24 protein-coding genes are annotated in these 26,777 nt (G+C 62.9%); 10 read left to right on the top strand and 14 right to left on the bottom strand.

Features of this window, described 5'->3' with window-relative positions:
- Positions 1–162 precede the first annotated feature (162 nt).
- The 5 genes from NKH50_RS20870 to NKH50_RS20850 all read right to left on the bottom strand — a co-directional run bounded on the left by NKH50_RS20870 (position 163) and on the right by NKH50_RS20850 (position 6,829).
- A complete protein-coding gene (locus NKH50_RS20870; RefSeq protein ID WP_006327799.1) occupies positions 163–744 on the bottom strand; it encodes a CarD family transcriptional regulator in 582 nt (193 codons plus the stop codon).
- 368 nt (positions 745–1,112) lie between these two features.
- Positions 1,113–1,451, bottom strand: a complete 339-nt coding sequence (gene fdxA, locus NKH50_RS20865; protein ID WP_254816494.1) for a ferredoxin FdxA — start codon at positions 1,449–1,451, stop codon at positions 1,113–1,115.
- 148 nt (positions 1,452–1,599) lie between these two features.
- Complete coding sequence (locus NKH50_RS20860) at positions 1,600–1,986, bottom strand: RNA-binding S4 domain-containing protein (protein ID WP_352880763.1); 387 nt, start codon at positions 1,984–1,986, stop codon at positions 1,600–1,602.
- Between the two features lie 12 nt (positions 1,987–1,998).
- Positions 1,999–5,397 (bottom strand): helicase-related protein, encoded by a 3,399-nt coding sequence (locus NKH50_RS20855; RefSeq protein ID WP_352880761.1) that lies wholly within the window; start codon positions 5,395–5,397, stop codon positions 1,999–2,001.
- 700 nt (positions 5,398–6,097) lie between these two features.
- The gene (locus NKH50_RS20850) at positions 6,098–6,829 is read right to left on the bottom strand and encodes a TetR/AcrR family transcriptional regulator (RefSeq protein WP_352701379.1); all 732 of its coding nucleotides are present in this window, start codon (positions 6,827–6,829) and stop codon (positions 6,098–6,100) included.
- On the opposite strand from NKH50_RS20850, the gene NKH50_RS20845 reads away from it, so the two are divergent.
- Complete coding sequence (locus tag NKH50_RS20845) at positions 6,816–8,015, top strand: FAD-dependent monooxygenase (RefSeq protein WP_352701380.1); 1,200 nt, start codon at positions 6,816–6,818, stop codon at positions 8,013–8,015. The genes NKH50_RS20850 and NKH50_RS20845 overlap by 14 nt on opposite strands.
- Positions 8,016–8,080: 65 nt before the next feature.
- Here the strand turns inward: NKH50_RS20845 and phbB are convergent, their stop codons facing one another.
- A complete protein-coding gene (gene phbB, locus NKH50_RS20840) occupies positions 8,081–8,806 on the bottom strand; it encodes an acetoacetyl-CoA reductase (RefSeq protein ID WP_352504974.1) in 726 nt (241 codons plus the stop codon).
- A 104-nt stretch (positions 8,807–8,910) separates the two neighbouring features.
- Complete coding sequence (locus tag NKH50_RS20835; RefSeq protein WP_254816500.1) at positions 8,911–10,095, bottom strand: acetyl-CoA C-acetyltransferase; 1,185 nt, start codon at positions 10,093–10,095, stop codon at positions 8,911–8,913.
- Between the two features lie 278 nt (positions 10,096–10,373).
- On the opposite strand from NKH50_RS20835, the gene phaR reads away from it, so the two are divergent.
- A complete protein-coding gene (gene phaR / locus NKH50_RS20830; RefSeq protein ID WP_254816501.1) occupies positions 10,374–10,982 on the top strand; it encodes a polyhydroxyalkanoate synthesis repressor PhaR in 609 nt (202 codons plus the stop codon).
- Between the two features lie 108 nt (positions 10,983–11,090).
- On the opposite strand, the gene NKH50_RS20825 is transcribed toward phaR, so the two are convergent.
- Entirely contained in the window at positions 11,091–11,537 is a 447-nt protein-coding gene (locus NKH50_RS20825) for a hypothetical protein (protein ID WP_352504975.1), read from the bottom strand.
- Between the two features lie 101 nt (positions 11,538–11,638).
- On the opposite strand from NKH50_RS20825, the gene NKH50_RS20820 reads away from it, so the two are divergent.
- Positions 11,639–12,292 (top strand): TetR/AcrR family transcriptional regulator, encoded by a 654-nt coding sequence (locus NKH50_RS20820; RefSeq protein WP_352504976.1) that lies wholly within the window; start codon positions 11,639–11,641, stop codon positions 12,290–12,292.
- A 42-nt stretch (positions 12,293–12,334) separates the two neighbouring features.
- Here the strand turns inward: NKH50_RS20820 and NKH50_RS20815 are convergent, their stop codons facing one another.
- Positions 12,335–13,483 (bottom strand): citrate/2-methylcitrate synthase, encoded by a 1,149-nt coding sequence (locus NKH50_RS20815; protein ID WP_352880757.1) that lies wholly within the window; start codon positions 13,481–13,483, stop codon positions 12,335–12,337.
- A gap of 92 nt (positions 13,484–13,575) precedes the next feature.
- Between NKH50_RS20815 and NKH50_RS20810 the strand changes: the two genes are divergently transcribed.
- The 6 genes from NKH50_RS20810 (at position 13,576) to NKH50_RS20785 (ending at position 21,834) form a co-directional block, all read left to right on the top strand.
- Entirely contained in the window at positions 13,576–14,664 is a 1,089-nt protein-coding gene (locus NKH50_RS20810; protein ID WP_352701384.1) for a citrate synthase/methylcitrate synthase, read from the top strand.
- Positions 14,665–14,863: 199 nt separating this feature from the next.
- Positions 14,864–15,646 (top strand): 3-hydroxybutyrate dehydrogenase, encoded by a 783-nt coding sequence (locus NKH50_RS20805; RefSeq protein WP_352880755.1) that lies wholly within the window; start codon positions 14,864–14,866, stop codon positions 15,644–15,646.
- Between the two features lie 26 nt (positions 15,647–15,672).
- Positions 15,673–16,803, top strand: a complete 1,131-nt coding sequence (locus NKH50_RS20800; RefSeq protein ID WP_352880776.1) for a patatin-like phospholipase family protein — start codon at positions 15,673–15,675, stop codon at positions 16,801–16,803.
- Positions 16,804–17,186: 383 nt separating this feature from the next.
- The gene (locus tag NKH50_RS20795) at positions 17,187–18,398 is read left to right on the top strand and encodes an efflux RND transporter periplasmic adaptor subunit (protein ID WP_352880753.1); all 1,212 of its coding nucleotides are present in this window, start codon (positions 17,187–17,189) and stop codon (positions 18,396–18,398) included.
- A 2-nt stretch (positions 18,399–18,400) separates the two neighbouring features.
- A complete protein-coding gene (locus NKH50_RS20790; RefSeq protein WP_352880751.1) occupies positions 18,401–21,577 on the top strand; it encodes an efflux RND transporter permease subunit in 3,177 nt (1,058 codons plus the stop codon).
- Positions 21,578–21,675: 98 nt separating this feature from the next.
- On the top strand, positions 21,676–21,834 hold the full coding sequence (locus NKH50_RS20785; RefSeq protein WP_023678456.1) for a DUF3309 family protein: 159 nt from the start codon (positions 21,676–21,678) through the stop codon (positions 21,832–21,834).
- Positions 21,835–21,897: 63 nt separating this feature from the next.
- Here the strand turns inward: NKH50_RS20785 and NKH50_RS20780 are convergent, their stop codons facing one another.
- Positions 21,898–22,860 carry an SDR family oxidoreductase gene (locus tag NKH50_RS20780; protein ID WP_352701388.1) on the bottom strand — a complete coding sequence of 321 codons (963 nt, stop codon included), beginning with the start codon at positions 22,858–22,860 and terminating at the stop codon, positions 21,898–21,900.
- Positions 22,861–22,954: 94 nt separating this feature from the next.
- Between NKH50_RS20780 and NKH50_RS20775 the strand changes: the two genes are divergently transcribed.
- Positions 22,955–23,866 (top strand): LysR family transcriptional regulator, encoded by a 912-nt coding sequence (locus NKH50_RS20775; protein ID WP_352476142.1) that lies wholly within the window; start codon positions 22,955–22,957, stop codon positions 23,864–23,866.
- On the opposite strand, the gene NKH50_RS20770 is transcribed toward NKH50_RS20775, so the two are convergent.
- The 4 genes from NKH50_RS20770 to NKH50_RS20755 all read right to left on the bottom strand — a co-directional run bounded on the left by NKH50_RS20770 (position 23,824) and on the right by NKH50_RS20755 (position 26,757).
- On the bottom strand, positions 23,824–25,005 hold the full coding sequence (locus tag NKH50_RS20770) for an MFS transporter (RefSeq protein WP_352880748.1): 1,182 nt from the start codon (positions 25,003–25,005) through the stop codon (positions 23,824–23,826). The genes NKH50_RS20775 and NKH50_RS20770 overlap by 43 nt on opposite strands.
- 146 nt (positions 25,006–25,151) lie before the next feature.
- Positions 25,152–25,613 carry a cupin domain-containing protein gene (locus tag NKH50_RS20765; protein WP_352687254.1) on the bottom strand — a complete coding sequence of 154 codons (462 nt, stop codon included), beginning with the start codon at positions 25,611–25,613 and terminating at the stop codon, positions 25,152–25,154.
- An 11-nt stretch (positions 25,614–25,624) separates the two neighbouring features.
- Positions 25,625–25,933 (bottom strand): DUF1244 domain-containing protein, encoded by a 309-nt coding sequence (locus tag NKH50_RS20760; RefSeq protein ID WP_254816513.1) that lies wholly within the window; start codon positions 25,931–25,933, stop codon positions 25,625–25,627.
- 26 nt (positions 25,934–25,959) lie between these two features.
- The gene (locus tag NKH50_RS20755) at positions 25,960–26,757 is read right to left on the bottom strand and encodes an N-formylglutamate amidohydrolase (protein WP_254816514.1); all 798 of its coding nucleotides are present in this window, start codon (positions 26,755–26,757) and stop codon (positions 25,960–25,962) included.
- Positions 26,758–26,777 lie beyond the last annotated feature (20 nt).

The following is a 26,777-nucleotide window of genomic DNA, read 5'->3' as shown; positions in this document are numbered from 1 at the left end:
GGCCTCCACTCCAGCCAGCATCTTGAATCACAGAACCGACTGATCGGGAATCCCCTTCGATTCCGTCAAATCAGGAACCGCTCTAGAATGGCCATTACCGGTCAGCCAAAACAAAAAACCCGGCGCGAGGCCGGGTTTTTCTGAATTCGAAGGCGAAAAGGCTCAGGCAGCTTCTTCCTGCTCGGCTTCCTCGTTGTCGGCCTTGGCGCCGCGCTTGGGCCCCTTGTTGAGGTTCACCTCGATGAGGCGCACCGCTTCGGTCTCCGACATGCGGTTGACGGCCGCGATCTCGCGGGCCATGCGGTCGAGGGCCGCCTCGTAGAGCTGGCGCTCGGAATAGGACTGCTCCGGCTGGTTGTCGGCGCGATAGAGGTCGCGCACCACTTCCGAGATCGAGATCAGATCGCCGGAGTTGATCTTGGCATCATATTCCTGGGCGCGGCGCGACCACATGGTGCGCTTGACGCGGGCGCGGCCCTGCACGACCTTCAGCGCGCGCTCGACATAATCCTCTTCCGACAGCTTGCGCATGCCGATCGAGGTCGCCTTGGCGACCGGCACCTTGAGGCGCATCTTGTCCTTCTGGAAGTCGATGACGAACAGCTCCAGCTTGTGGCCCGCGACTTCCTGCTCATCGATCGAGACGATCTGGCCGACACCATGCGCCGGATAGACGATGTACTCGCCGGTCTTGAAACCGTGGCGCGCTGCGGTGGACTTCTTCTGCGGGGTGATCGTTGCCATTACGCCCTGAACTCCTTGTTGTGGTACCGGCATCGTGCCGGCCCGAACTCGTGCGACCGGGGTGACCGGTCCTTAGCCACACAACGATGAACTCACCGGAAAGGCCAGGACCGGCAAATCGCAACATTGCGACCGCCTGCCCCAGATCGCTCTGGTCCGGATTGAGAAATTCACCTTTCAGTGATTTGGGGCGTTTGCGCCATAAATCGACGTTGTGTCACCGGCATGTTTGGCTGATATAACACAAAAAGTCGGAAGAATCAAGGTTTTGCTGCACGCGCGAAGGCCACGCGCCGTCGCCGCCTGTCAAGGCAGTTAATGTATCACGTCTGTTAAGCGGCGTCAGGCCGCCGCAGCTGGCCGGCTCGTCAGTCGCCTTCGCCGGGCTCAGGGGAGAAATATTTCTCGAACTTGCCAGTTTCGCCATCGAAAGTTTTAGCGTCGGCCGGCGGCTCCTTCTTGGCGGTGATGTTGGGCCATTTCTCGGCATATTCGGTGTTGATCTGCAGCCATTTGTCGAGGCCCGGTTCGGTATCGGGCTTGATCGCGTCGGCCGGGCATTCCGGTTCGCAGACGCCGCAATCGATGCACTCGTCCGGGTGGATGACGAGCATGTTCTCACCTTCGTAGAAGCAGTCGACCGGACAGACCTCGATGCAGTCCATGTATTTGCATTTTATGCAATTGTCGGTCACGACATAGGTCATTGGTCGGCTCCGGGACGTCCCATTTTGTTGGGCTTTTTTGGTGAGGTAACGCCTTTGTCCGCTGGTGGCAAGGGCGGCCCCTGCCAGCGGTGCCGCGGTTTCCGGAATGGAATTCCGGAAGGCCGGCAAAGCGGGCGTTCGACCTTGCTCAATCGTCGCCGAGCAGGTGGTCGGTCCGGCGGCGTTCCTTCTTCGTCGGGCGACCGCTGCCGGCCTCGCGCAACGGCGGCACCGCATCCGGAAGCCCCTCGCCCTTGGGCGCGGCGGGCGGCGACATGTCCTCGTAGAGCAGGCGGGCCTCTTCTGCCGGGCCACGCCGTACGCCGGTGCCAAGGACTTTCCAGACGAAGATCCGCCGCTCCAGCGTGATGGTCAAAACGTCGCCCGGCCGGACCGTATCGGAGGCCTGCGCTGCTTTGTCGCGATTGATGCGGACGCGTCCGGCGACGACCAGCCTGGCTGCCAGCGTGCGCGATTTTACCGCGCGCGAGAAGAACAGCCACTTGTCGATGCGCTGGCGGGCATCAGTGACCATTGGACGAGCAGCTTACTTCTTCAGCTGGTCGCGCAAGGCGGCGAGCTTGGCGAAGGGCGAGTCCGGGTCGAAGCGGACCGGGCGTTCCTCACGCGGTTTCGGCTGGAAGGCGGGCTTTGCGCCTTGGGCGCTGCCTTTGCCGTCCTGCCGGCCAGCCTTCCAGTCGGGCCGGTTTTCGCGCCGGTCGGGGCGGTCGCCTTGTGGCTTGCCGGCGCGCTGCTCTCCAGCCTCGCCTTGCGGTTTAGGCTTGAACTTGCTGCGATCGAAGCGCGGTTTGCCGGCGCCGTCACGCGGGTCGTGGCGCCCCTGACGGGCGGCCCGGTCGCCTGGTGTCGGTTGCCCGCCCGCATCTACCGGCGCATCGCTGCGACTGTCCGGCGCAGCTTGACCATTGCGCGCGCGATTGCCCCGTTGATTGTCCCGGGGGCGGTTGTCATGCTGGCGATGACGCGGGCGCTGGTCGAATCGACCCTGCCGCCACAACAGGATAGGTTTTGGCTCCTCCGCCTCCGGGGCAGCGTCGTCGGCGACTGCTTCCGCCGTCGCTGCAGGTTCGGCCGGCGATGCTTCCGTCGTTTCGAAGATCGGCGGCTCTGCCGGTGCCATAGCCTCAGTTTCCGCCCCAAGTTCCGCCGCCCTTGGCTCGGCCGCTGGTTCTGCAACCGCTTCGGCGGTGGGCAGGATCTCTTGCGTGACTTCTGCCGCAGCTTCAGGGGCTGGAGCTTCCGCGACAGGCTCTGCCGTCGCTTCGGTTACAGCTTCGGCCGCCGCCTCCGCAACGGGAGCCGCATTCGACACGGGTTCCAAAGCCTCCGCCGGCAGCTCTGCCGCGGCAGATGCTTCCGCCATCCTCGCCTGCTCGACTCGTGTTGCGTCTTCAGCCGCCTGCTTTGCAGCGGCCGCTTCGCGCGCGGCATTGTCCTGTGCTTCGAGCCGCGCCTTGACCTCGGCCGCCGGTTTGGCATCAGCGCGATAGCCGAGCCCCTTCAGGATTTCTTCCATGTCGTCGGCGGTCGCGCCGAGGATCGACATCATCGGCGGCGTCACCATGAAGGACTGGCCGTCATAGGCGCCGTCGGGGCGAGGCCCGAGGCCCGGCTTCCAGTTGGTCGCCGGCCGGATCAGGTCGGCCAGCCGCTCGAGAATATCGACGCGTACAGCACGCCGGCCAAGATTGCGGTAGCCGGCAAGCTTGTAGAAGGTCTTGTCGAAGGTCGGATCGATGACCACCGACGTGCGGCCGGAGGCCAGTGCGTGAACGACATCGCCGAAGCCGGGCTTGTCCTTGCCGTCGTTTCTCAGCGCCCACAGCAGCGTGATTAACCCGGCCGGCGCCGGCTTGATCAGCGCCGGCACAAAGACATGGTAGGCGCCGAAGCGCACGCCGAGGCGGCGAAGCGCCGCGCGGCCTTCCTGGTCGAGCGACTTCATCTCGTCGGCGATGTCGCGACGGTTGATGAGGCCGAAATGCTCGACAAGCTGAAAAGCGATGCCGCGGCCGATGCCGGTGATCTGCTCGGCATTCTTAAGGTCGACCAGAGGCTTCAGCAGGGATTCGATCTGGAAATTGACGAAGCGCTCGGCGCGCGCCGCAACCTTGTCGCGGGCCGGACCGGTGAGCTGCTCGTCGGCCAGCAGGACAAGACGCGGCTTCAAAGCGTCTTCGCCGGCGACCAGCGTGCCGATCGGCGCGCCGATCCAGCGCAGCGTGCCATCCGAACCCAGGGCGATGTCGCCATTGGCAGAGGCGCCGAAGCGCTCGGCCCGCGCCTCGAACTCGGCGGCAAGCGCCTTCTGCGCCGCCGCCCGCACCGCCTTGGCGTCCTCGCCGCCGGCGCTCTGGTCGGCGGTAAAGCGGAAACCCTGCAGCTCGCCGACATGATGGCCTTCGACGAGGACGGTTCCGGTTGGGCTGATTTCGGCTTCAGGCATCGTGTTTTCTCTAAGGCGCCGCATGAGGACGGAAGTCCTGCGGTCTACAAAACGTTTCGTCAACCGCTCATGCAGCGCATCCGACAATCTGTCTTCGATTTCGCGCGTCTTTTCCTGCCAGTGTGCCCGATCGGCCAGCCAGCCGGGTCGGTTGGAAACGAAGGTCCATGTGCGGATCTGGGCAATCCTGTGCGACAGCGTGTCGATGTCGCCTTCGGTGGTGTCGGCACGGCGGACCTGCTCGGCCATGTAGTTCTCGTCGACATGGCCATGCCTGGCAAGGTCCATGTAGATGGAGGCGATCAAGTCGGCGTGCTGGGCCGGCGCGATCTTCCTGTAGTCGGGCAGCGCGCAGGCTTCCCATAGCAGCGCCACGCGTCTGGCATCGGTGGTGAGTGCCCGGACGTCCTCGTCGCGCGACAGATGCTCGAGCGCCTGCGCGTCCACGGCCGGCAGTGCGCGCGTCAGGCCTTCGACCGGGGCGTTGGTCTCGATCGAGCGTTTCAGCGCATCGAGGTTGGCGAAATCGAAATGCGCGGTGCGCCACTGCAGCACTTTCACCGGATCGAAATCATGCGCCTCGATCTTCTTGACCAGTTCCTCATCCAGCGGATCGACCTGGCCGGTGACGCCGAAGGTGCCGTCGCGCAGGTGCCGGCCGGCGCGGCCGGCAATCTGGCCGAGTTCGGCCGCCGTTAGGTTGCGGTACTGGTAGCCGTCGAATTTGCGGTTCTGGGCGAAGGCGACGTGGTCGAGGTCGAGGTTGAGGCCCATGCCGATGGCGTCGGTGGCGACGAGGTAGTCGACGTCACCCGACTGGAACAGCGCCACCTGGGCGTTGCGGGTGCGCGGGCTGAGTGCGCCGAGCACGACGGCGGCACCGCCTTGCTGGCGGCGGATCAGCTCGGCAATGGCATAGACCTCGTCGGCCGAGAAGGCGACGATCGCGGTGCGCCGCGGCAGGCGGGTCAGCTTCTTCGAGCCGGCATAAGCAAGATGCGATAGCCGTGGCCGGGTCACCACCGACACGCCCCGCAGCAAGCGCTGCAGGATGCCGTGCATGGTGGCCGCGCCCAGCAGCAGCGTCTCCTGGCGGCCGCGCAGATGCAGAATGCGATCGGTAAAGATGTGGCCGCGTTCGAGATCGCCGGCGAGCTGGACCTCGTCGATGGCAACGAAGGCGGCGTCGGTCTCGCGCGGCATCGCTTCCACGGTGCAGACCGAGTATTTCGCGCCAGCCGGCTGGATCTTTTCCTCGCCGGTGATGAGCGCAACCTTGTGGGCGCCGACCTTCTCGCAGACGCGCGCATAGACCTCGCGGGCAAGCAGCCTGAGCGGCAGGCCGATGACGCCGCTTTCATGAGCCACCATGCGTTCGATGGCGAGATGGGTCTTGCCGGTGTTGGTCGGGCCGAGCACGGCCGTCACGTCTCGGCCGGTCAGGATCAGCGGTTCAGTGTGTTTCGGATGGATGTTCATCGGCCTGGAAATAAGGCTCTCCGCCTCGCATTGTCGGGAGCGCGCCCATATTGGCCGCGTATGACAGGCGACACATAGGGATTTCGGGCGCGAAGCGAAAGCGGAATGTGCCGAGGGCAGGCCGATTGGTCGCTTCAAAGCCAGAAAATCTGTTCCCGATTAACAGTTGGAACGAGTCTGGAACGAATCAGCGACGAATCACTGACTCTCGCCGATTCAGGTTTTGTTCACGGCTACATCTGGGTTTTCTGCCGGCGTACCTCACCACATGCTGAATCACGGGAACTGGCCCGATTCATGCAAGCGGCATCCAGGCGAGCACCATGGTTAACCTTTGCCGGTGAATGGTCGTGGGTGGCCAATCTGCTTCGCACAACATTATGAAATTATTGATGTTTCCTAACGCGCTTTAATCATTTCGAGGGCGTTTTCAGCTCTCGTCGTTAACGTTCCGCTCAAAGCCGGAACGAATCGGCGACGAATCAGAGATAGCCGAAGTTTCTTGGTTTGTTCACCGCAACATGTTGTGTTGTGAACAGCTTCTCCACCGAGAATCCACAGGCTGCGGGACGGATTGTGCACAGGCTGCGCAGCGGCCATTAACCTTTGCGTGCTGGTTCGGCACACACCGGCGTCATGGCCATCGGTCGGCGCACTTGCCGCATGAGGCTCAGACTCGGCCCCACGCTGAACGGCTTGTTCAAGGCACATCCTCTCCGACGGCATAGCGCTGCAATGTAGGGCCGACGGTCTGGATGATTTCTTCGTGAGACAGGGCGACGACCGGTGGTAGGCGCAGCAGGTAACGGCACATCGCCAAACCCAGCAGCTGGCTGGAAATGAGCCCGGCCCGCCGGCCCGCATCGGCGGGATCAGCGACCGCCGCAACCAGTGGCCTCACCTGGTTGGCAAATACATCGCGCAACTTTTCGGCGGCGAATTCGTTCGACGTCGCCGACCGCAGCAGAATTGCCATGCCGGTACCGTTGGCCGGATCTTCCCAGATTTCGAGAAATCGCCTGATCAGTGTCTTGCCGATGGCGGTTCGATCGATCACCCGCAGTGCCGGCAATCTCAGGTCGACGACCGCCGCTCTGGCGAATAGCTCGTCCTTGCTGCGGAAATAGCGGATCACCATGGCCGGATCGATCGAGGCGTGGGCCGCGACGTCGCGGATGGAGGCGCCGTCATAGCCGTGCCTGGCGAACAGCAGCCTCGCGGCTTCGAGGATCTGGGCGCGGGTGCGGTCCGACTTGCTGGTTTTCTTCTGCTGATTCTCGCTCATGAAATCCCTATGCCAACGGTTGTTGACAAATGCAATGGCTTCGACTAGAAAGTCAACATGTGTTGATAAATGGAGAGAGAAAATGTTGCCAGATACAACGGAAGTCCTGATTATCGGCGCCGGCCCGACCGGCTTGGCGCTGTCCATCGTGCTGCACCAGGCCGGGGTCGACCATGTTCTGATCGACAGGCTTGGGGAGGGCCTTCAGACCTCGCGGGCCGGCGTCATCCACGCTCAGACGCTGGAAGCGCTGGAGCCTCTGGGCGTCACGCAGCGGCTGAGCGAACTTGCCCTGAAGCTGCAGAATTTCGCCATCCGAGATCGCAGCCGGGCACTGCTCAAGCTCGATTTCGGAAAGCTTCCGTCGAGGCATCCCTATCTGATGATGCTGCCTCAGAATCTCACCGAGCAGGTGTTTGCCGAGCGGATTACGGCCCTGGGCGGCGTGATCCACCGCATGGTCGAGGCCAAAGCGGTGCTTCAGGACACTGACGGTGCGCGCGTGACGGTGGTCGAAAACGGCCGCGAGAAGATCATATCGACACGTTACGTCGTTGGCGGCGACGGCATGCACAGCCTGGTGCGCAACTCGGCCAGCATAGAGTTCGACGGCGCGGCCTATGAGGCGTCGTTCGTTCTCGCCGACGTTCGTCTCGACTGGCCGGTTGGGCCAACCGAAGTGTCGCTGTTCTTTGCGCCAGCCGGACTGGTGGTGGTGGCGCCGCTCCCAGACGGATCGTACCGCGTCGTCGCGACAATGGACGATGCACCGGAAAAACCCGCAGTCGCAGACATACAGGTGCTGCTCGACAGCCGTGGGCCGACCAAAGAAAGAACCCGCGTGCTCGACCTGTCGTGGAGCTCGCGGTTTCGCGTGCATCACCGCCTGGTCCGGTCATACCGCAAGGGCCGGTTGTTCCTGATGGGCGATGCCGCGCACGTGCACAGTCCGGCGGGAGGGCAAGGCATGAATACCGGCATCGTCGACGCGGTCGTGCTTGGCCAATTGCTTGGCGACGTGGTGAACGGCGTGCGCCCCGAAGCGGAGCTCGAACTCTATGAAACGCTGCGACGCCCGGCAGCCCAAGAGGTGCTTGACCTGGCTGGCATGATGACCGGCATGGCGCTTGCCCGCAGTCCGGTGAAGCGGTTCGTTCGCAACCTCGTGCTGTCGGTGCTGAACCTCACACCATTCCTGAAGCGCCGCATCGCATTGAAGCTGTCGGGCCTCAGTCGGGCGCCGCTTGCCCGTCTGCCGGCACCCGCGTGCAAGGCAGGTTCAATTACCCGAACCCAGCCTGAAGCCAGCCCAGCGCTGAAGCTTGCCGCGTGACAGCCCGGTTATCTGCCCGTACCTGCCGTCGGGCCGGTACGGGGGCATCCGCGACATCCCAAGCCTCAGCTAATGTACTGGCCGCCATTGGCTGAAATGGTCGAGCCGGTGATGAAACCGGCGTCGTCAGATGCGAGGAAGACGACGCAGCGCGCGATCTCCTCCGGCTCGCCGAGACGGCCGACCGGGATGTGCGGGATGACACGCTCGTTGAGCACCTTCTCGTCCATCGCCTTGACCATCTCGGTGGCGATATAGCCGGGGCAGATGACGTTGACGGTGATGCCGGCGCGCGCGCCTTCCTGGGCCAGTGCCTTGGTGAAGCCGATATCGCCGGCCTTCGAAGCCGAATAATTGACCTGGCCGACCTGGCCTTTCTGGCCGTTGATCGAGGAGATGGTGATGATGCGGCCGAACTTGCGGTCGCGCATTCCACCCCACAACGGATGCGTCATGTTGAAGACGCCGGAAAGATTGGTGTCGAGGACCTCTTTCCATTGCTCGCGCGTCATCTTGTGGAACATCGCGTCGCGGGTGATGCCGGCATTGTTGACCAGCACCGAGACGGGACCGAGATCGGCCTCTATCTGTTTGATGCCGGCAGTGCAGGCTTCATAGTCGGCGACCGACCATTTATAGACCGGGATGCCGGTCGCTGCCTTGAACTTTGCCGCCGCATCCTCGTTGCCCGCGTAGTTTGCGGCCACCGAATAGCCGGCGCTCTTCAAGGCGACCGATATCGCCGCGCCGATGCCGCGCGACCCGCCTGTGACGATTGCAACCTTTGTCATGTGTCCTCCCGGGAAATGCAGATGGCTGCGCGTTGAAGCGGTGGGGTTTGCCCTCTATTCCCTACTCGCTTTGCACCAGCATCCTACTCGTATCGCCTATCTCATCACAATGCTTCCACGCACATGGCAACGCCCATACCGCCGCCGATGCACAGCGTGGCAAGACCTTTCTTGGCACTTCTGCGGCGCATCTCGTAGACCAGCGTGTTGAAGATGCGGGCGCCCGAGGCACCGACCGGATGGCCGATGGCGATGGCGCCGCCATTGACGTTGACGATCGCCGGGTCCCAGCCCATGTCCTTGTTGACGGCGCAGGCCTGCGCGGCGAAGGCCTCGTTGGCTTCGACCAGATCGAGGTCGCCGACCGACCAGCCGGCCTTGGCCAGCGCCTTGCGCGAAGAGGGGATCGGTCCCGTCCCCATGATCTGCGGGTCGACGCCGGCGGTCGCCCAGGAAACGATACGCACCAGAGGTGTGATGCCGCGCCTTGCGGCTTCCGCTTCGGTCATCAGCACCACAGCTGCGGCGCCGTCGTTGATGCCGGAGGCATTAGCTGCCGTCACCGTGCCTTCCTTGTCGAAGGCCGGCTTGAGCTTGGTCATGGCATCGATTGTCGCGCCGTGGCGGATGTATTCATCCTGGTCGACTACGGTGTCGCCCTTCCTGCCCTTGACTGTGAAGGCAACTATCTCGTCCTTGAATTTTCCGGCTTTCTGCGCGGCCTCGGCCTTGTTCTGGGAAGCCAGTGCGAACTGGTCCTGGTCGTCGCGGGTGATCTGGAACTGGCGAGCGACGTTCTCCGCGGTGTTGCCCATATGATAGCCGTAGAACGCATCGGTCAGGCCGTCCTTGATCATGGTGTCGATCAGCTTGAAGTCGCCCATCTTGACGCCACCGCGCAGATGTTGCGCATGCGGAGCCATCGACATCGATTCCTGGCCGCCGGCAACGATGATCCTCGCGTCGCCCTGGGCGATCTGCTGCATGCCGAGCGCGATGGCGCGCAAGCCCGAGCCGCAGAGCTGGTTCAGGCCCCAGGAGGTAGCCTCCTGCGGCACGCCGGCGGCCATAGCCGCCTGCCGCGCCGGGTTCTGCCCTTGGGCCGCGGTCAGGATCTGGCCGAGAATGACCTCGTCCACCTCCTTGCCCTCGACGCCGGCACGGACAAGCGCTTCCCTGACGGCGACCGCACCCAATTCATGGGCTGGCGTGTTGGCGAAGGCGCCGTTGAAGGAGCCGACAGGCGTGCGCGCTGCACTGGCGACAACGATGGCGTTGGAAGCGGACATGTTCTTCTCCAGGCTTTCGGGGAACGATTTCGGGTGCCGTCGGGGACTTTTCTTGCCCTTTCCACAACCCGAGTCAAACCCGAAATGGGCATGGCGTCCGACTGCCGCAAGCATGCAGCACGTCGCTGCAACGGCGGCCCGTCCGTGCTGCGCAGCATAAAATGTTCCCGCACTGCACAAACTGCTTGGATTCATGACGCTTTTGCGCATATCCTTTAAAAAGGCGCAATCGTTACCGGCGGCTTACTTAAGCTGCCCGGTGTCCGGGGAGGATGCAGATGGCCGCAAAAGACGAACCTATTGTTATCAAGAAATATGCCAATCGCCGTCTCTACAATACGGGCACCAGCACCTATGTGACGCTTGAGGATCTCGCTGAAATGGTCAAAAAAGGCGAGGACTTTACTGTCCAGGACGCCAAGACCGGTGACGACATCACGCATCCGGTGCTGACCCAGATCATCTTCGAGCTGGAGAACAAGGACGGGCAGAACATGCTGCCGATCCCGTTCCTGCGTCAGCTCATCGCCTATTACGGCGACCAGATGCAGATGATCGTGCCGAGCTTTCTCGAGCAGTCAATGCTGGCGTTCTCTAAGGAGCAGGAACGCTTTCGCGAGCAGATGAAAGATGCGCTCGGCAAGTCGCCGATGGACATGATGAAGATCGCCACGCCGATCAAGGTGCTGGAGGAGCAGACGCGGCGCAACATGGAAATGTTCCAGAACGCCATGCGGCTGTTCACACCGTTCCCGCCTGCGGGCTCTGCGCCGGCAGCAGCCCCAGCCGAACCGGCCAGGAAGGAAACACCGGAAAAACCCGACGACCTTCAGGAACTGAAGGAGCAGATCGCCGCGATGCAGCGCAAGCTCGACACGATGTCCTGACTGCCGGCTGGCGAAGTGCCGGCCGAAACTTCCTTCAGCAGACCGTGTGATAAACATCTTCGTCTCGAAAGGCGGAGATGTCATCCATGCTATGCATCGTGGCATGCTCTATTTCGTGGTCACCGTCACCAGAGCGGTAACAGGTTTGCCGTCTACTAGAATGGGCCGGTGATGATCATCGGCAAGAAGCACGCCGATTACGTGTCTGCCGGCGGCATTCGGGCAATGGCCGAAACGGGCCTTGATAAGGTCACCGCCAAAGTCGCTGTTCATGCTGTTGTACGGCTTGCCGGGGATGTTGCAGGTGTCTCCGTCGGGATCGATCTTCATATGCACGTGGCCGCATTGGCTGATTTCCCCGCACTCACCCGCAGCGAGCAGCCTGAAGTTGCTCCTGACGACGACGCCTATCGCCTTCTCAGGAGCATTGCCCAGTTCGACAACTGAACCTGCGGTCGGCCAGGCGATTTCCAGGGTGGGCCGATCCTCGGCCTCGGCAGACACGAGCGACAATAAGGAAAAAGCGAGGGCAGTCGTTGCGATGATGCGAAACATGATAACCTCCGTTGCGATGTAAACACTGATTACATATGCAGTGCTCGAACACAAGGGAAATAATCAGCGATTACATTCCGCTCTCGTGCTATTTGGCTGAGATGACCAAGACTACTGATTCCGACGAAGCCGGACATGCCAAGCGATACCATCACGGCAATCTTGTCGAGGCCTTGATCACGGCAACCGTGGAGATCATCGAGGAACGGGGAGCCGAGCATGTCTCCGTACGCGAAGCCGCAAAACGTGCCGGCGTTTCACCCGGCGCACCATTCCGGCATTTTCGATCGAAAACAGCGTTGCTAACCGCGGTCGCCGAACAGGCCATGGATCGGCTGACAGAGGCTGTTGCCAAGGCGCAGTCGAAAATCGGCAGCGCAGATCCCATTGAGGCTTTCGAAGCAATCGGACAAGGCTATCTGGAATGGGCAATTACCAACCCCACGCATTTCCAGATCATCAGTTCCAGAACCCTAATTGATTTTGAAGCGTCGGACAGCCTTCGTCATCAGAATGAGGCTATTCGGCGGAGGATGATCGACTTGCTGACGCAAGCGCAACAACACGGTCGGCTTGCTCCCGACACCGACTTTGATCATCTTGTGCTTGCCGCGCGTGCACTCGTGTATGGGTTGGCACGTATGGCGCTCGATGGTCATTTCCGGGAATGGCATCCGTCCGAGCCGCCAGCCCTGGCCGCGCAGCGGGCTCTCCGACTTTTCATGAACCGTATGACCATTCCATCTAAAGCTTAAATCCGCCAGCACCCAAAAAAGGGACCGGGATTGCGCCACCAGCTAATGGAACTCCGGCAGCGGTCCCTGGTAGCGGGCGCGTGGCCGGATCAGGCCGTTGCTTGTCACCTGTTCCACCGCGTGCGCGGCCCAGCCGACGCTGCGGCCGAGCGCAAACAGACGGAACGGCGCATCGGACGGCAAGCGGAGGCTGCGCGTCAGCGCAGCCAAGGCGAAATCGACGTTCGGGCGCATGCCCGTTGCCGCAAAGGCCGCATCGCAAAGCCGCAGCAGGCCATCATCGACATCGATAACGGCCAGCAAAGGTTCGGCGCGCGGATCGCCTTCGGGATAAAGCGGATGGCCAAATCCGGGCAGTGGCATGTCGTGACCGAGCCAGCGTCCGACGGCCGCATCCGGCCCCAATCTCTGCGCATCCTCGCCCAGTAGCATGACGGCCTCCGCGGCGGCGCCATGGCGCGGACCGGAGAGCGTGGCGAGGCCGGCAAGCAGGCAGGCCGAAACAGGTGCGCCGGTGGACGCGGCGACCCGCGCGGCGAAGGTCGATGCGTTCAATTCGTGATCGGCCAACAGTACGAGCGAGCGGCGGATCAAGTCTGCGCCGGCCGCATCGAGCGACCATCCCCGCGCCAGCCTTTCGTGCACGGCACCGGTTCCGGGAATCGCGCCGAGCGCCTGGGCCAGGGCGGCGATGGCGCCGGCCGCATCGTGGTTGAGCGAAGCTGATCGGCGGCCGAGCGAAGGCCGGCCGGTGGCCGCCAACGCGGCCAATTCCGCGAAGGCGGCCGGCCGGCCAGTTGCGCCGTTGCCATGGCGGCTCGCCGACACGAACGACACTGGTGCGTCAGACGCCCAAAGCAGGTTTGCCGTCTGCTCCAGCGTGGCAGCCTCGCAGAGTGCAACCGCATCCTGGCCGCGATAGACGAGGCGGCCGTGCAAAACGGTCGAGATCGTGGTGGCTATCGCCGGCTCACCCCAGGCAATTGCACTTTCGGCGATGGCCTGGGGATTTCGGCCGCGCGCCCGGCGGCTCGCCAGCGCCGCGATGTCGTCGGCGCGATACTGGCTACGGCGTGGATCCGCCCCATCCGGCCGCATGCCGATGCGCCCGCGGCTGACATAGGCATAGAGCGTCTGGGCGCGCACCTTGAGACGCTCCAGGGCTTCGTCCCGCGTCAGCCACTCCGTCATGTCAGTCCTGTCATGTTGATTCTGTTGATCAAGATTGATGATCGAGTCGCCAACCCTTATCTACCGCGCGGAAAGGGTCAAGGAGAAAACCAATGGCGAATGGGCTCGATGATGTGGTGGCGGCGGAAACGGTGCTCTCCGATGTTGACGGTCTTGGCGGCCGCCTGACCATCCGGGGCCATTCGTTGCCCGAACTGGCAGGCCGCTGGAAATACGCCGAGGTGGTCCATCTGCTGTTCGACGGCTTTTTCGACGATTTTCCCGACGACAAGGAGCTGGCGAACGCGATCGGTCGGGCGCGCAGCGAAGTGTTCGGGCAGATCGAACCCTTGCTGCCGTTTCTCGCATCCCTCGATATCTACAGCGCGATGCGCGCCGGCATTGCGCTGCTGCCGGACGGCGGCAAATTGCCGGACGCGCTGCGGCTGGTTGCAGCACCTGCCGTGCTGACGCCGGCCTTGCTGCGCTTGCAGCGCGGCGAAAGCCCGATTGCGCCCGATAGCAAGGCCGATCATGCCGCCGACATGCTGCGGATGCTGACCGGCATTGCGGCCTCGCCGAAGTTGGCGAAGGCACTCGATGCCTATCTCGTGACGGTTTGCGACCATGGCCTCAACGCATCGACCTTCGCCACGCGCGTGGTCGCTTCGACGCAGGCCGGGCTTACTTCGGCGGTGCTGGCCGGGCTCGGAGCGCTCAAGGGGCCGCTGCATGGCGGCGCCCCAGGTCCGGTGATCGAGATGCTGGATGCGATCGAGGCGCATGGCGACGCCGCCGGCTGGCTGCGTGACGAGATCGGGCGCGGCCGCCGCATCATGGGCTTCGGGCATCGCATCTACCGCGTGCGCGATCCGCGTGCCGACGTGCTGAAAGCGGTGGTGCGGCAACTCGGCGCCAAGGGCGTAGCCGCCCACCGGCTGGGGTTTGCCGAAAGCGTCGAGCAAGCGGCGCTCGAAGTGCTTCGCATCGCCAAGCCGTCGCGCTCGCTCCAGACCAATGTCGAGTTCTTCACAGCACTTCTGCTGGAAGCGGCGGGCTTTCCGAAAGAGGCGTTCACCAATGTCTTTGCTGCCGGGCGCGTCGCCGGCTGGATTGCCCATGCGCGCGAGCAGCAGACGAGCGGACGGCTGATCCGGCCGCAGTCGCGCTATATCGGGCCGGTCCCAGACCTCGTCGCCTGAGGATTTTTCCCTCGCATACTTGCGGAAACCGGTCGCAATAGCCGGTGCCGGACACCTCTCTCGTCGAGATAAGAGAGGTCCTCATGACAAAAATTTCATGTCATTGCTCCACACATCCGCTGTTCTTGGATGGCAGAGAACCTATATGCTGCAGTGCAACATGGTTCCGCGGGAACCCACTTCAAAGGAATAGCCAGCCTTGACTACCAGAAAAACCGCCATAGTCACGGGTTCTACCTCGGGCATCGGCCTGGCTATTGCCCACGCGCTCGCGGCCGAAGGCTGCAACCTCGTCGTCAATTCCTTTTCCGATACCGCAGACGACCACGCCATCGCAGACGCGATCGCGAAGCACCACAAGGTGAAGACCGCCTATGTCAAAGCCGACATGTCAAAGGCGGCCGAGTGCCGGGCTTTGGTGGCGAAGGCAGCCGAGGCATTCGGCTCGGTCGACATCCTGATCAACAATGCCGGCATCCAGCATGTCGCGCCGGTGGAAAGCTTCCCGATCGAGAAGTGGGATGCGATCCTCGCCATCAACCTGTCATCGGCCTTCCACACCATCGCCGCCGCCATCCCGTTGATGAAACAGGCCGGTGGCGGCCGGATCGTCAACGTCGCCTCGGCCCACGGCCTTGTCGCCTCGCCGTTCAAGTCGGCCTATGTCTCGGCCAAGCATGGCATTATGGGCTTGACTAAGACTGTCGCTCTGGAGCTGGCGCGCGACAAGATCACCTGCAATGCCATTTGTCCGGGCTATGTGCTGACGCCGCTGGTCGAGGCGCAGATCCCCGATCAGATGAAGGCCAACAAGATGGACCGCGAGACGGTGGTCCGCGAGGTCATGCTCGAAAAGCAGCCGACCAAGGAGTTCGTTACCGTCGAGCAGGTTGCGGCGGCGGCAGTGTTCCTATGCTCGGATGCGGCGGCGCAGATCAACGGCACGCACATCTCTGTCGATGGCGGCTGGACCGCTCAGTGAGCCATCCACGTGTCAAGGGCCACGCCATGCCGAAGAACGGCAAGGTGGAAGAGCCAAAGAAGATCAACATCGCGCTGCAAGGCGGCGGCTCGCACGGGGCGTTTTCCTGGGGCGTGCTCGATCGGCTGCTGGAGGACGGGCGCCTCGATATAACGGCGGTTTCGGGCACCAGCGCCGGCGCCATGAATGCCGTGGCGCTGGCCGACGGCTTTGTCCGCGGCGGCGTCGAGGGTGCGCGGCGGAAGCTCGACGATTTCTGGCGTGCGGTGGCGGCAAAGGGCCGCTTCAGCCCGGTGCAGCGCATGCCTTGGGACGTCGCCTGGGGCAATTGGTCGATCGAGAACACACCCGGCTATTTCCTGTTCGATACGATGTCTCGGGTATTTTCGCCCTATGTCGCCAATCCGCTCGCCATCAATCCGCTTCGCGACGTGGTCGAACGTGAGATCGATTTCGACAATGTGCGCGCCTGCAAGTGGATTGAACTGTTCATATCCGCTACCAATGTCGAGACCGGCCAGTTGCGGGTCTTCTCGGACGGCGAGATCGACCTCGACACGGTCATGGCGTCGGCCTGCTTGCCGCAATTGTTCCGTGCCGTCGAGATCAAGGGCGTGCCCTATTGGGATGGCGGTTATGGCGGCAACCCGGCACTGTTCCCGTTCTTCAAGACGGCGGCCACCGAGGACGTGCTTTTGGTTCAGATCAATCCGGTGGTCCGCGAGGGGACGCCGAAGAGCGCCAATGAGATTCAAAACCGCATCGACGAGATCACCTTCAATGCCGGGCTGTTGCGCGAATTCCGCTCGATCGCCTTCGTCAAGGAATTGATCGCCGCCGGCCGACTGCCGCACGGCGAATATCGCGACATACGCATGCACCGCATCGATGCCGACGAAGCGTTCAAGGATTTGTCGGCATCGTCCAAGGTCAATGCCGAATGGGCGTTCCTTGCCTATCTGCGCGACCTCGGCCGCACCGCGGCCAGTGACTGGCTGGAAGAAAATTACGACGCCGTCGGCAAGCGGCCGACGATCGATCTGTCCGGCGAGCTCAATGACGGCCTGAAGCCGGTACGCGGGCCCGCGCCGGGCCGCCGGGTCAAGGAGTTTCTTGCGGCGCGCAAGCAGCCCGAGGCCGCCCGCCGTCCGGCCTAGAACGGTCAATCCTTTCGGAAACGCCGAACCGCTCTATCTTTTTGTTTTTGTTTGACGCAATTCCGGACGGAAACCGTTCACACTTTTCCTGGAATTGCTCTTGCTCCTCCGCAAAGCAGATGACATCGCAATCTGTCCGATTATCCTGACACTTGCTGCCATACCGCTGTTTTGGCGATCAACAGCCGATGCTGCAGCCGCATCTTTGCGAACAAAGCAACAATCCATCTACTTTTCTGACTATATTGCGCCGCAACTTTGAGGTAGAAGCGCGCTTCGCCGATCACGGCAATTTGAATACGGCCTCGCGCGCACCCATATCGGCGACGCGCCCCAAGTAGAAGATGCGGCCTGGCCGAACCCCGCGCACTGGAAAAATAACGATGCCGAAATTCAGGTTTCACAAGCTTGCAGCCATTGTTGTGCTCATCGGTTTCGCCGGCTGGATGGCGACAGGCGAGTTCTCGTCCGTCGGCAGCGCGTCCGCCGACAACAAGCCCAAGGCAGGAGAGGTCGAGCAGCCCAAGACAGCCGACGGAGGCAAGCCCCAAACTGGCGAACAGGGGGCTGCCAAGCCGGGGACTTCCGAGGCGGAACAGCCCAAGGCGCCGTTACGTACGGTCGCGGTCATAACCCCGCCGCGGCGCACCTATGCACGCGCTATCCGCATTTCCGGACTGACCGAAGCCGACAAGCGCGCCGTCCTGGCGACACGCGTCGCCGGCGTCATCGACAAGCTGCCGGTCAAGCAGGGTCAGCACGTCAAGACCGGCGACCTGATCCTGATGCTTGCCGCCGAGGAAAAAATCTCGGCGGTCGACAATGCCAAGCAGCTTGTCGTGCAGCGTGAGGCAGAGCTGGCTGCTGCCCTGCGGCTGATGAAAACCGGCAATCTGCCCAAGTTGCAGCTCGATACAGCCCGCTCCAACCTGACGCTGGCCAAGTCGCAACTGGACGCAGCGCAAGCCGAACTCGACCGCAACGAGGTGAAGGCGCCCTTCGACGGCGTTATCGACCGGGTGCCGGTGGAGCTTGGCAGTTCCGTGATGCAGGGCGGCGAGGTGGCTACTATTCTCAGCCTCGACCCGGTGATTGCGCGCGGCGAGGTCAGCGAACGCGATCTCGGCTATCTGAAGATCGGTGACAAGGCGAATGTGCGTCTGGTCAGCGGCCAGAACGTCGAGGGTATCGTGCGCTACATCAGCCGGGATGCATCATCGGCAACCCGTACCTTCCGGGTCGAAGTGGCCATCCCGAATGCAGATGGTTCCGTACCGGCCGGCATGACGGCCGAAATCGTGCTCAGCGCCCAGCCGACCGACGCCGTCATGCTGCCGCGCTCGGTGGTGACGCTCGGCGACAAGGGCGACCTCGGCATCCGCGCCGTCGACAAGGACGACAAGGTCGTGTTCTTCCCGATCGACCTGGTCGACGACACGCCGACCGGCCTGGTGCTCGGCGGCATTCCGGCCGACGCCCGCATCATCGTCGCCGGCCAGGAGCTGGTGAAGGAAGGCGAAGTGGTCAAGCCGGTCGAAGCGGACCAGGCGACCATCCAAAAGCTGTTGGGCGAAGCGACGGCCGGGACGCAGTAATCATGGATATCGTCAAACTTGCAATCAGCAATGCCCGGCTGACCATTTCGGTCCTGGTCTTTCTCATCCTTGCCGGTGCGGTCGCTTACCAGTCGACGCCGAAGGAAGCGGAACCGGACGTTCCGATTCCGATGATGTATGTCAGCCTGATCTACCAGGGCATCTCGCCGGAAGATTCCGAGCGCCTCCTGCTGCGGCCGATGGAAGCCAAGCTGAAGAGCCTGAAGGGCCTCAAGGAGATGCGCTCGGCCGCCTTCCAGGGCGGCGGTTATGTGCTGGTCGAATTCCAGCCACAGACGGATCTCGCCACCGCGCTGCAGGACACGCGCAGCAAGGTGCAGGACGGCAAGGCCGACCTGCCGCAAGCGGCCGAGGAGCCCGTGGTCTCAGAGGTCAACATCTCCGAGTTCCCCGTCCTGGTCGTGACGCTGTCGGGCGAGGTGCCCGAGCGCGTGCTGACGGCGGCGGCGCGCGAGTTGCGCGACCGCATCGAGGAAGTGCCTGGCGTGCTCGAGGGCTCGCTGCAGGGTGCGCGCGACGACCTCGTCGAAGTGGTCATCGATCCGATGAAGCTGTCTTCCTACGGGCTGCAGCTCGACCAGTTGATCGGTGCGGTCGGCGCTTCCAACAGTCTTGTCGCCGCCGGCAATATCGAAGGGTCCGAGGGCAAATACGCAGTCAAGGTCCCTTCGCTTATCGAGACGCCAGAGGATGTGGCGGCGCTTCCGGTCGTCGCCGGCCCCAATGCCGTGGTGCAGGCCAAGGATATCGCCACCATCCGCTCGACCTTCAAGGACGCCGAGACGGTTACCCGCCTCGACGGCAAGCCGGCGATTGCCATCGAGGTGAAGAAGCGCATCGGCTCCAACCTGATCGATACGATTGGCAAGGTCAGGGAGGTGTCCGACGCATTCATCAAGACGATGCCGGAGGGCATGCACGTCACCTACACGCAAGACAAGTCCGTTTTCGTGAACCAGTTGCTCGGCGACCTGCAGAACCACGTGATGATCGCCGTCATCCTGGTGTTCATCGTTATCCTCTACGCGCTGTCCGGCCGTGCCTCGCTGCTGATCGGATTGGCCATCCCCTCATCCTTCCTGATCGGTATCCTGTTGCTGGCAATGATGGGCTACACGATCAACATGATCGTGCTGTTCAGCCTCATCCTGGCGGTCGGCATGCTGGTCGACGACGCCATCATCGTCACAGAATTCGCCGAGCGTCGCATGAGCGAGGGCATGCCGAAGCAAGAGGCGTTCGCGCTTGCCGCCAAGCGCATGGCCGGCCCGGTCATCGCGGCGACGATGACGCGCATTGCCGCCTTCTCGCCACTGTTATTCTGGCCGGGCATCATCGGCGACTTCATGAAATATATGCCGATCACGCTGATCGTGACGCTCTCGGCCTCGATGCTCTATGCGCTGGTCTTCGCGCCGACGCTGGGCGCGATATTTGCCAAGGCGCCGGCCCATCACCCCGACGACAATCGCGACGGCTGGTACATGGCCGTGGTCAAGCAGGCGGTGCACTATCCCATCACCGTGCTTGTCCTCACCGTGGCGCTGTTGTTCGGCGTCGGCTACGCCTATTCGAAATTCGGCGCCGGCGTCGAATTCTTCCCGAATGTCGAGCCTGACTACGGCCTGCTCTATGTCCACGCCCGCGGCAATCTTTCGCTTGCCGAAATGGACGCGGCCACCAAGACGGCGGAAAATCGGCTGCTCGGTTGGCCGGGCGTGAAGTCCGTCTATACGCGTGTCGGCAAGACGCAGGGCGGCGGCCAGGACGTTCCGGAAGACGTGGTCGGCGTGATCCAGTACGAATTCGTCGACTGGCGCGAGCGCAAATCGGCGAACTCAATCCTGGACGAACTGCGCGGCGTGATGGCCGGCATTCCCGGTGTCGACGTCGAGGTTCGCGTGCCGGAAGCCGGCCCGCCCACCGGCAAGCCGATCCAGATCAGGCTTTCGGCCGTCGATCCGAAGGGCCTTGACGACAAGGCCCGCGCCGTCGCCGCGCGCATTGCCAAGGTGCCCGGCGTCATCGATATTTCCGACGGTCTGCCGCCGCCCGGCGTCGACTGGGCGCTTGAAGTCGATCGCGCCAAGGCGGCGCAGTACGGCATCAGTCCGACCGCGGTCGGGACGGTCGTGCAATTGGTGACCAACGGGCTGAAGCTCAGCGAGTACCGGCCCGCCGGCGCCGACGATGCGGTGGACATCAGGCTGCGCCTGCCCGAGGATCGGCGCACGCTGTCGACGCTCGACGAACTCAGGGTGCAGACCGCGCAAGGCTCGGTGCCGATCTCGAACTTCGTCGTGCGCAAGCCGGAGCCGACGGTCGGTATCCTCAACCGCATCGACGGCGCGCGAACGGTGGTCGTCCAGGCCAACGTCGCTGCCGGCGCGCAGGTGGCTGCCGTCCAGCAGGAGGTCACCAAAGCTGTCGCCGACATGAACCTCGGCAGCGGCATTCGCTGGAAGCTTGCCGGTTCGAATGAGGACAGCGCAGAGGCCGGGGCCTTCCTCAGCAAAGCCTTCGGTGCGGCGATCTTCCTGATCTTCATCGTGCTTCTGGCGCAGTTCAACAAGTTCACCAGCGTCTGGCTGGTGCTGTCCTGCGTGGTCATGGCGACGATCGGCGTGTTCCTGGGGCTGCTGCTGACGGGAGAGGCATTTGGCATCGTCATGTCGGGCATCGGTGTCATTGCGCTGGCCGGCGTGGTGGTGAACAACAACATCGTGCTGATCGACACCTATGACCGGTTGCGCGAAGAGGGCTGGGACAAATACGAAGCCGTTCTGCAGACCTGCCGCGAACGTGCCCGCCCGGTGGTGCTGACGGCAGTGTCGGCGATCCTCGGCGTGCTGCCGATCGCTTTCGGCCTCGGCCTCGAAATCTTCCACCACGAGACGACGATCAACGCGCCGTCGACGCAATGGTGGATTTCGCTGTCTTCGGCTATCGTCTTCGGGCTGTCCTTCGCCACCGTGCTGACGCTGGTGGTGACGCCGTCGATGCTGATGGTGTTCACGCGCGCCAAGGTCAAACCCGGTGCGCGCGGTGGCTGGTTCAGTAGCCTGTTGGGGCGTCGCAAGGCCGACATCCCGTCGAAAAGCTTGGACGCCGATCTGGGCGCCGAGCCGGCGATCGCCTTCCCGAAGGCCGCCGAATAGAGTCCGATTGCTGCCCTGATCAAGCAAAGGCCGCCCGGGAACAATGGGCGGCCTTCTGCATTGTTTCGTCATTGCAACCTCAAAGCGAGGATTTTCTGATGACGATCAGCACCATTCTCATCATTATTCTTATTCTTATCCTGATCGGCGCGGTTCCGGCGTGGCCGCATTCTCGGTCCTGGGGTTACGGCCCATCCGGCATCGTCGGCGTCATCCTGATCGTTGTCCTGGTGCTGCTGTTGATGGGCCGGATCTGAGCGCAATCATTGGTCCGGACAAGCGGCGGATGACCGTCAGACCATCCGTCTTTTTCAACTTCCTTATTGGGCAGCTTGCTGCACCGGCTTGGTTGTGGCGACGCCGATATCCTCAAGCGCTTCCGATACTGCATCTTCCAGCGGCGTGTGCGGGATCGTACCGATAATGCCTTCCAGCCGGGCTGAAGCCAGCCGGTGCGGCTCGAAGCGGAGATAGGACATCGAAACGATCTCGCGCCACATCGCCACGAACGGGCTGCCGGCGCGCAGCACCCACCACGGCATCTTCGTCAGCTTCAGCGCGTGCCCGAGCGCCTTCTCCGCGGCCGCCTTGATGTCCAGATCGGTCACCGCATGGCCAGGAAAATTCAGCGCCTCGTATGAGCCGAGCTTGTCGAGATTGTCAGCCAGCCCGACGAAGGTCTTGGCCAGGTCGGGCAGATAGGCCCATTCATGCACGAGATCGACCGGTCCCGGTGCCGTATAGATACCCTTGGTCATCTTGGCGGCGACAACCAGATCGAACCACGATCCGCTGCCGGTGCCGCCGAAGAAATCACCGGCGCGCAGCAGGATCGTGCGCACCCGACCCGCGTCCGCCTCGCGGCGAAACAGATCTTCCATGGCGACGCGGATGCGGCCCTTTTCCGTCGTCGGGCGAAACGGCGTGTCTTCGGCGATCACCGCCGGCATCGGCGAGCCGTAATTGTAGACGGTGCCCGGGAAGAGATGCAGTGCGCCGTTCGCCCGGCAGGCAGCCATGACGTTCTCCGCCATCGGCAGACACTTGCCCCAGTCGGTGTAGAGCGGGTTGAGGCCGTTGAAGATGATGTCGACGCCTTCGGTGGCGCGGATCAGCGCTTTGCGGTCGAGCGCGTCGCCGGCGATTGCCGTGGCGCCTTTGAGCTCGGCCGGCACCTCGCCGCCGCGGGTGACGGCGCGGACATCGTAGCCGGCATCGAGGAAGGCCTTGGCCACCGTGCGGCCGAGCCGGCCGTTGGCGCCGAGAATTGCGATCTTGGTCATTGTTCGTCTCCGTGTTTGTGTTGAGACCCTGTTGTGGTCTCTTCGCAAGCGAATGAAAATTGACTAAAGATGGCAATCTGATATTCAATTTTGAATGGATATCGATTGGAACCTGATCAAGAGTTTCGTCACCGTGGCGGAGACCGGCAGCCTGTCGGCCGCCGCGCGAAAACTTGCAGCAAGCCAGCCGACGCTCGGCCGCCACATCGCCGAGCTGGAACAGGCGCTCGGCGTCACCCTGTTCCGGCGCGGGCGGCGTGGCTATGCGCTCACGGAAGCAGGCAGCACGCTCTTTGAACAGGGTCGCGCGGTGAGCGAGCAGGCAAGCGCCTTTTCGCTGCTGGCGCTGGGATCGGTCGAGGCGATAGAGGGTACGGTGCGCATTGCCGCCAGCGAAGTGGTGGCCGCCTATGTACTGCCGGAAATGATGGCGAGGCTTGGTTTCGAGGAGCCGGGCATCGAGGTCGAGATCGTCGCCTCGAACCAGGTCGAGAATCTGCTGCGTCGCGATGCCGATATCGCCATTCGCATGGTCAAGCCGGCGCAGAATGAACTGGTCGCGCGCAAGGTGACCGACATTCCGCTCCGCGCCTGCGCGGCAAAATCCTATCTCGACCGGCGTGGCCGTCCGCGCGAGGCCCGCGATCTCGCCGGCCATGATCTGGTCGGCTTCGACCGCAGCGATGAGATCATTCGCGGCTTTGCCCAGTTCGGCGTCCCGCTCGCCCGCAATGCCTTCCGCTTCAGGACCGATAATCAGATCGTGCTGTGGGAAGCAGTGCGGGCGGGAAACGGCATCGGCTTTGGCCAGGAGCCGCTCGCCGACCGTGATCCGCTGGTCGAGACAGTGCTGCCGGGTCTCCCGCTGCCGACGCTGCCGGTGTGGCTCGCCATGCACCGCGACGTGCGTACAAGCGTCCGCATCCGCCGCGTCGCGGATTTCCTCTACGAAGAGTTCAAGCGCTATTCAGCCGGTGCTGCCTCGGCTGCGAATTCAGCGCGGTGAGCGAGCCCGGCCATCAACAGCACGACGATCAGCAGCCCGGAAAGAGCGACGAAGATGGGGCCGAAGCTCGAGTGTTCGGCGATGAAGCCGATCGCCGACGGCGCCACCAGAATGCCTGAGTAACCCATTGTGGTGACGACGCTCATGCCGGTGCCGGACGCCATGCCCTCCTGGTTGCCGCCGGCCGAAAAGATGATCGGCACCATGTTGGCAATGCCGAGGCCGCAAAAGGCAAAGGCGGCAATGGCGAGCCACGGCGAGGGAGCCAGCCCGGCCACCAGCATGCCGGCAGCAGCGGCAAGGGCCGAGGCGCGCAACGTCGTAACGGCACCGAAACGGTTGCGGACGCCATCGCCAAGGAAGCGCATGACGGCCATGACACCGGAAAAGGCGGCGTAGGCCAGGCCTGCGATGGCAAGATCGGCGCCGAGCTCCTGCCTGAGATACAGCGCCGCCCAGTCGAGCACCGCACCTTCGGAGATCATCGTCAGCAGTGCCATCAGCCCAACCAGATAGACCAGCGGGTTTGCCGGCAGCGCGAATTTGTGGTGCTCGGCGACTGGGTGCTTGTCCTCGGCGATCAGGTAGCGGATCGCTACGGCGATGACGGCAAAGGCAAGAGCCGTCACCACTGTCGCATGGGCGAGGTGACCGTAGTTCTGGATGGCGAAACCGCCCAAAGCGCCGCCAGCGAAACCGCCAAGGCTCCAGAAGCCGTGCGAGGACGACATGATGGCACGGGACAGCCGCCGTTCGACTGCCACTGCGTTGGCATTCATGGCGACGTCCATGCCGCCGATCGAACCGCCGAAGATGAACATGGCGACGGCCGCGAGGGGCACGTTGGGGGCCAGAGCCACGACCAACAGGCCGAAGCTGCCGGCAAGTCCGAACCAGCGCAGCACAGTGCGCGAGCCATGCTTCGAGATCAGATGGCCGCACCAGGTCATGGCGGTTACGGCCCCGGCCCCGAACAACAGAATCAACAGGCCGAGCGTGAATTTGCTGATGTCCAGCCGGGTGAGGAACACCGGGATCTGCGGCGCCCAGCTGCCGGTCAGGAAGCCATTGGCGAGGAAGATGCCGGCCACTGCCCAGCGTCCACGAATCGCGGTCTGCGTCATTTTCTGCGCGTCCATCGGGTAGAATCCGGTCCGGAAATGGCTTCGCGCGGCAAATTAGATCGATTCAATTCACAGTCAAGCGCTCTTTGCCGAAAGTGCTTGGACCAGACGCTACGTCCTCTCGCGTCGGCCAACCATCTCGGCGGTCCACTCCGAAATCCTTACGGCTCGGGATAAGGCGCGCCATCCTTGTGCACAAACCGGCCATCAGCGTTGGTGCTCATCATGTCGATGTCGGAGCAGGTGGCGACGTCATCGGGCCAGCGCGAACCGACTTCGAGATAGATCGCCATCGCGCCCGATTTATTGATCATGTGATGGCCGTTGCCTGATCCTTTCGGAAAGGCCGCGCAGTCACCAGCGCGCAGCACCGTCTCGCCGGCATCTTCGACGAGCGTCAGCTCGCCTTCAAGCACGTAGACGAATTCCTCTTCGTGCGAATGCCAGTGGCGCTGGCTCGACCAGTTGCCCGGCGGCAGGCGCATGAGATTGATGCCGAAGTCGGTGAGCCCGCCTGCGTTGCCCAGCTGCTGCCGCACGCGTTCGGCACAGGGTGCATCGAACGGCGGTGGATAGGATGAGCCCTTGCGTCCGGGCACGTCGGCAACGTCAATTTTAGGCACGGCTTCCTCCCCTAGTGATCCCTGGGGCGCCTTGCCTCGAACTCGGCCTTCTTGGCATCGGAGGCTTCGATCTGGTTCAGTGCCTGCCACTCGGCATAGGGCATGCCGTAGATGATCTCGCGCGACTGTTCCTTGCTGAGTTCGACACCCTCGGCCTGCGCCGCATCGCGGTACCAGTTGGACAGGCAGTTGCGGCAGAAGCCGGCGAGGTTCATCAGGTCGATGTTCTGCACGTCGGAACGCTCGCGCAGATGCGCGACCAGCCGGCGGAAGGCAGCGGCTTCGAAATCGCGCTTTTGTTCGTCGCTGAGTTCGGTCATGTCTTTGGCGTCCCTTGGGCCTTCCGTCACACCGGTCCGGTGCGCGAGCCGAATATTTTCACCGCATGTATATCGGCACGTCGATCGATCGCGTCAACGATCGGCGCCAGCCGTTCGGCCCAGTCGAGGGCACCCTTAAGGTCGGCGATCAGGTCCTGGCGGATCTCGAGCAGCGCATGGGCAAATCCGTTGACGATGGCGTGCCTGAACATGGTGTCGCCGCGCAGTGCGCCGTCATAGGGTTCGTTGTCGCCGACGATGAGGCTCTTGTCCTTGGCGAGCATGTCGATCAGCGGCCGCGCAACGCGATCGTCGAGATCCCATAATATGCCGACGTGCCACGGCCGCACGAAGCCCTGCATGGTCGGCGTGAAGGAATGCACCGAAAAGATGAAAGGTGCCTGCGCGGACGCTTGCGCCACCGAGGCGATCATGGCGCCGACGGCATCATGATAGGGGCGGTAAAAGCGGTCCAGACGTCTTTCGCGTTCCTCCGGCGCCATGGGATAATTTCCCGGGATGATGGTGCCGTCATAGAGCTGGCGAATCAGCGTTGGATCGTCCTCGCCGCGATTGGGATCGATCAGCAGCCGTGAAAAATTGGCAAGCACCGCCGGAACGCCGAGCAGACTTGCGAGTTCGCGGGTTACAGTCTCGACGCCGATGTCGTAGGCGATGTGGCGGTCGAACTCCGCCGCTGGCAGGCCAAGGCTGCCATACTCCTCCGGCAGGTCGCGGCGAGCGTGATCGGCCAAAAGCACCATGCCGCGCTTGCGGTCGCCTTCGACGATGTCGAAAGGCGCGAAAACTGTGGATCGGGTCATCGGCGGGAAAGGTCTGTTCG

The organism is Mesorhizobium sp. M1027, from assembly GCF_040318745.1.
Classification (GTDB): Bacteria; Pseudomonadota; Alphaproteobacteria; order Rhizobiales; family Rhizobiaceae; genus Mesorhizobium.
This window is presented reverse-complemented; position numbering and strand designations above follow the sequence as displayed.

What these genes read in the sequence shown, in the direction of transcription:
- NKH50_RS20755 (WP_254816514.1), bottom strand. Translation starts at nt 26,757, where the DNA reads ATGACCCGATCCACAGTTTTCGCGCCTTTCGACATCGTCGAAGGCGAC.
- NKH50_RS20850 (WP_352701379.1), bottom strand. Translation starts at nt 6,829, where the DNA reads ATGGACAGCGCCAAGCCGGTCGGGCCGGCGCCGATAATCAGGACTTCC.
- NKH50_RS20780 (WP_352701388.1), bottom strand. Translation starts at nt 22,860, where the DNA reads ATGACCAAGATCGCAATTCTCGGCGCCAACGGCCGGCTCGGCCGCACG.
- NKH50_RS20785 (WP_023678456.1), top strand. Translation starts at nt 21,676, where the DNA reads ATGACGATCAGCACCATTCTCATCATTATTCTTATTCTTATCCTGATC.
- NKH50_RS20810 (WP_352701384.1), top strand. Translation starts at nt 13,576, where the DNA reads ATGGCGAATGGGCTCGATGATGTGGTGGCGGCGGAAACGGTGCTCTCC.
- NKH50_RS20820 (WP_352504976.1), top strand. Translation starts at nt 11,639, where the DNA reads ATGACCAAGACTACTGATTCCGACGAAGCCGGACATGCCAAGCGATAC.
- NKH50_RS20855 (WP_352880761.1), bottom strand. Translation starts at nt 5,397, where the DNA reads ATGAACATCCATCCGAAACACACTGAACCGCTGATCCTGACCGGCCGA.
- NKH50_RS20770 (WP_352880748.1), bottom strand. Translation starts at nt 25,005, where the DNA reads ATGGACGCGCAGAAAATGACGCAGACCGCGATTCGTGGACGCTGGGCA.
- NKH50_RS20795 (WP_352880753.1), top strand. Translation starts at nt 17,187, where the DNA reads ATGCCGAAATTCAGGTTTCACAAGCTTGCAGCCATTGTTGTGCTCATC.
- phaR (WP_254816501.1), top strand. Translation starts at nt 10,374, where the DNA reads ATGGCCGCAAAAGACGAACCTATTGTTATCAAGAAATATGCCAATCGC.
- NKH50_RS20775 (WP_352476142.1), top strand. Translation starts at nt 22,955, where the DNA reads ATGGATATCGATTGGAACCTGATCAAGAGTTTCGTCACCGTGGCGGAG.
- NKH50_RS20760 (WP_254816513.1), bottom strand. Translation starts at nt 25,933, where the DNA reads ATGACCGAACTCAGCGACGAACAAAAGCGCGATTTCGAAGCCGCTGCC.
- NKH50_RS20835 (WP_254816500.1), bottom strand. Translation starts at nt 10,095, where the DNA reads ATGTCCGCTTCCAACGCCATCGTTGTCGCCAGTGCAGCGCGCACGCCT.
- NKH50_RS20825 (WP_352504975.1), bottom strand. Translation starts at nt 11,537, where the DNA reads ATGTTTCGCATCATCGCAACGACTGCCCTCGCTTTTTCCTTATTGTCG.
- NKH50_RS20815 (WP_352880757.1), bottom strand. Translation starts at nt 13,483, where the DNA reads ATGACGGAGTGGCTGACGCGGGACGAAGCCCTGGAGCGTCTCAAGGTG.
- phbB (WP_352504974.1), bottom strand. Translation starts at nt 8,806, where the DNA reads ATGACAAAGGTTGCAATCGTCACAGGCGGGTCGCGCGGCATCGGCGCG.
- NKH50_RS20870 (WP_006327799.1), bottom strand. Translation starts at nt 744, where the DNA reads ATGGCAACGATCACCCCGCAGAAGAAGTCCACCGCAGCGCGCCACGGT.
- NKH50_RS20790 (WP_352880751.1), top strand. Translation starts at nt 18,401, where the DNA reads ATGGATATCGTCAAACTTGCAATCAGCAATGCCCGGCTGACCATTTCG.
- NKH50_RS20860 (WP_352880763.1), bottom strand. Translation starts at nt 1,986, where the DNA reads ATGGTCACTGATGCCCGCCAGCGCATCGACAAGTGGCTGTTCTTCTCG.
- NKH50_RS20800 (WP_352880776.1), top strand. Translation starts at nt 15,673, where the DNA reads ATGCCGAAGAACGGCAAGGTGGAAGAGCCAAAGAAGATCAACATCGCG.
- fdxA (WP_254816494.1), bottom strand. Translation starts at nt 1,451, where the DNA reads ATGACCTATGTCGTGACCGACAATTGCATAAAATGCAAATACATGGAC.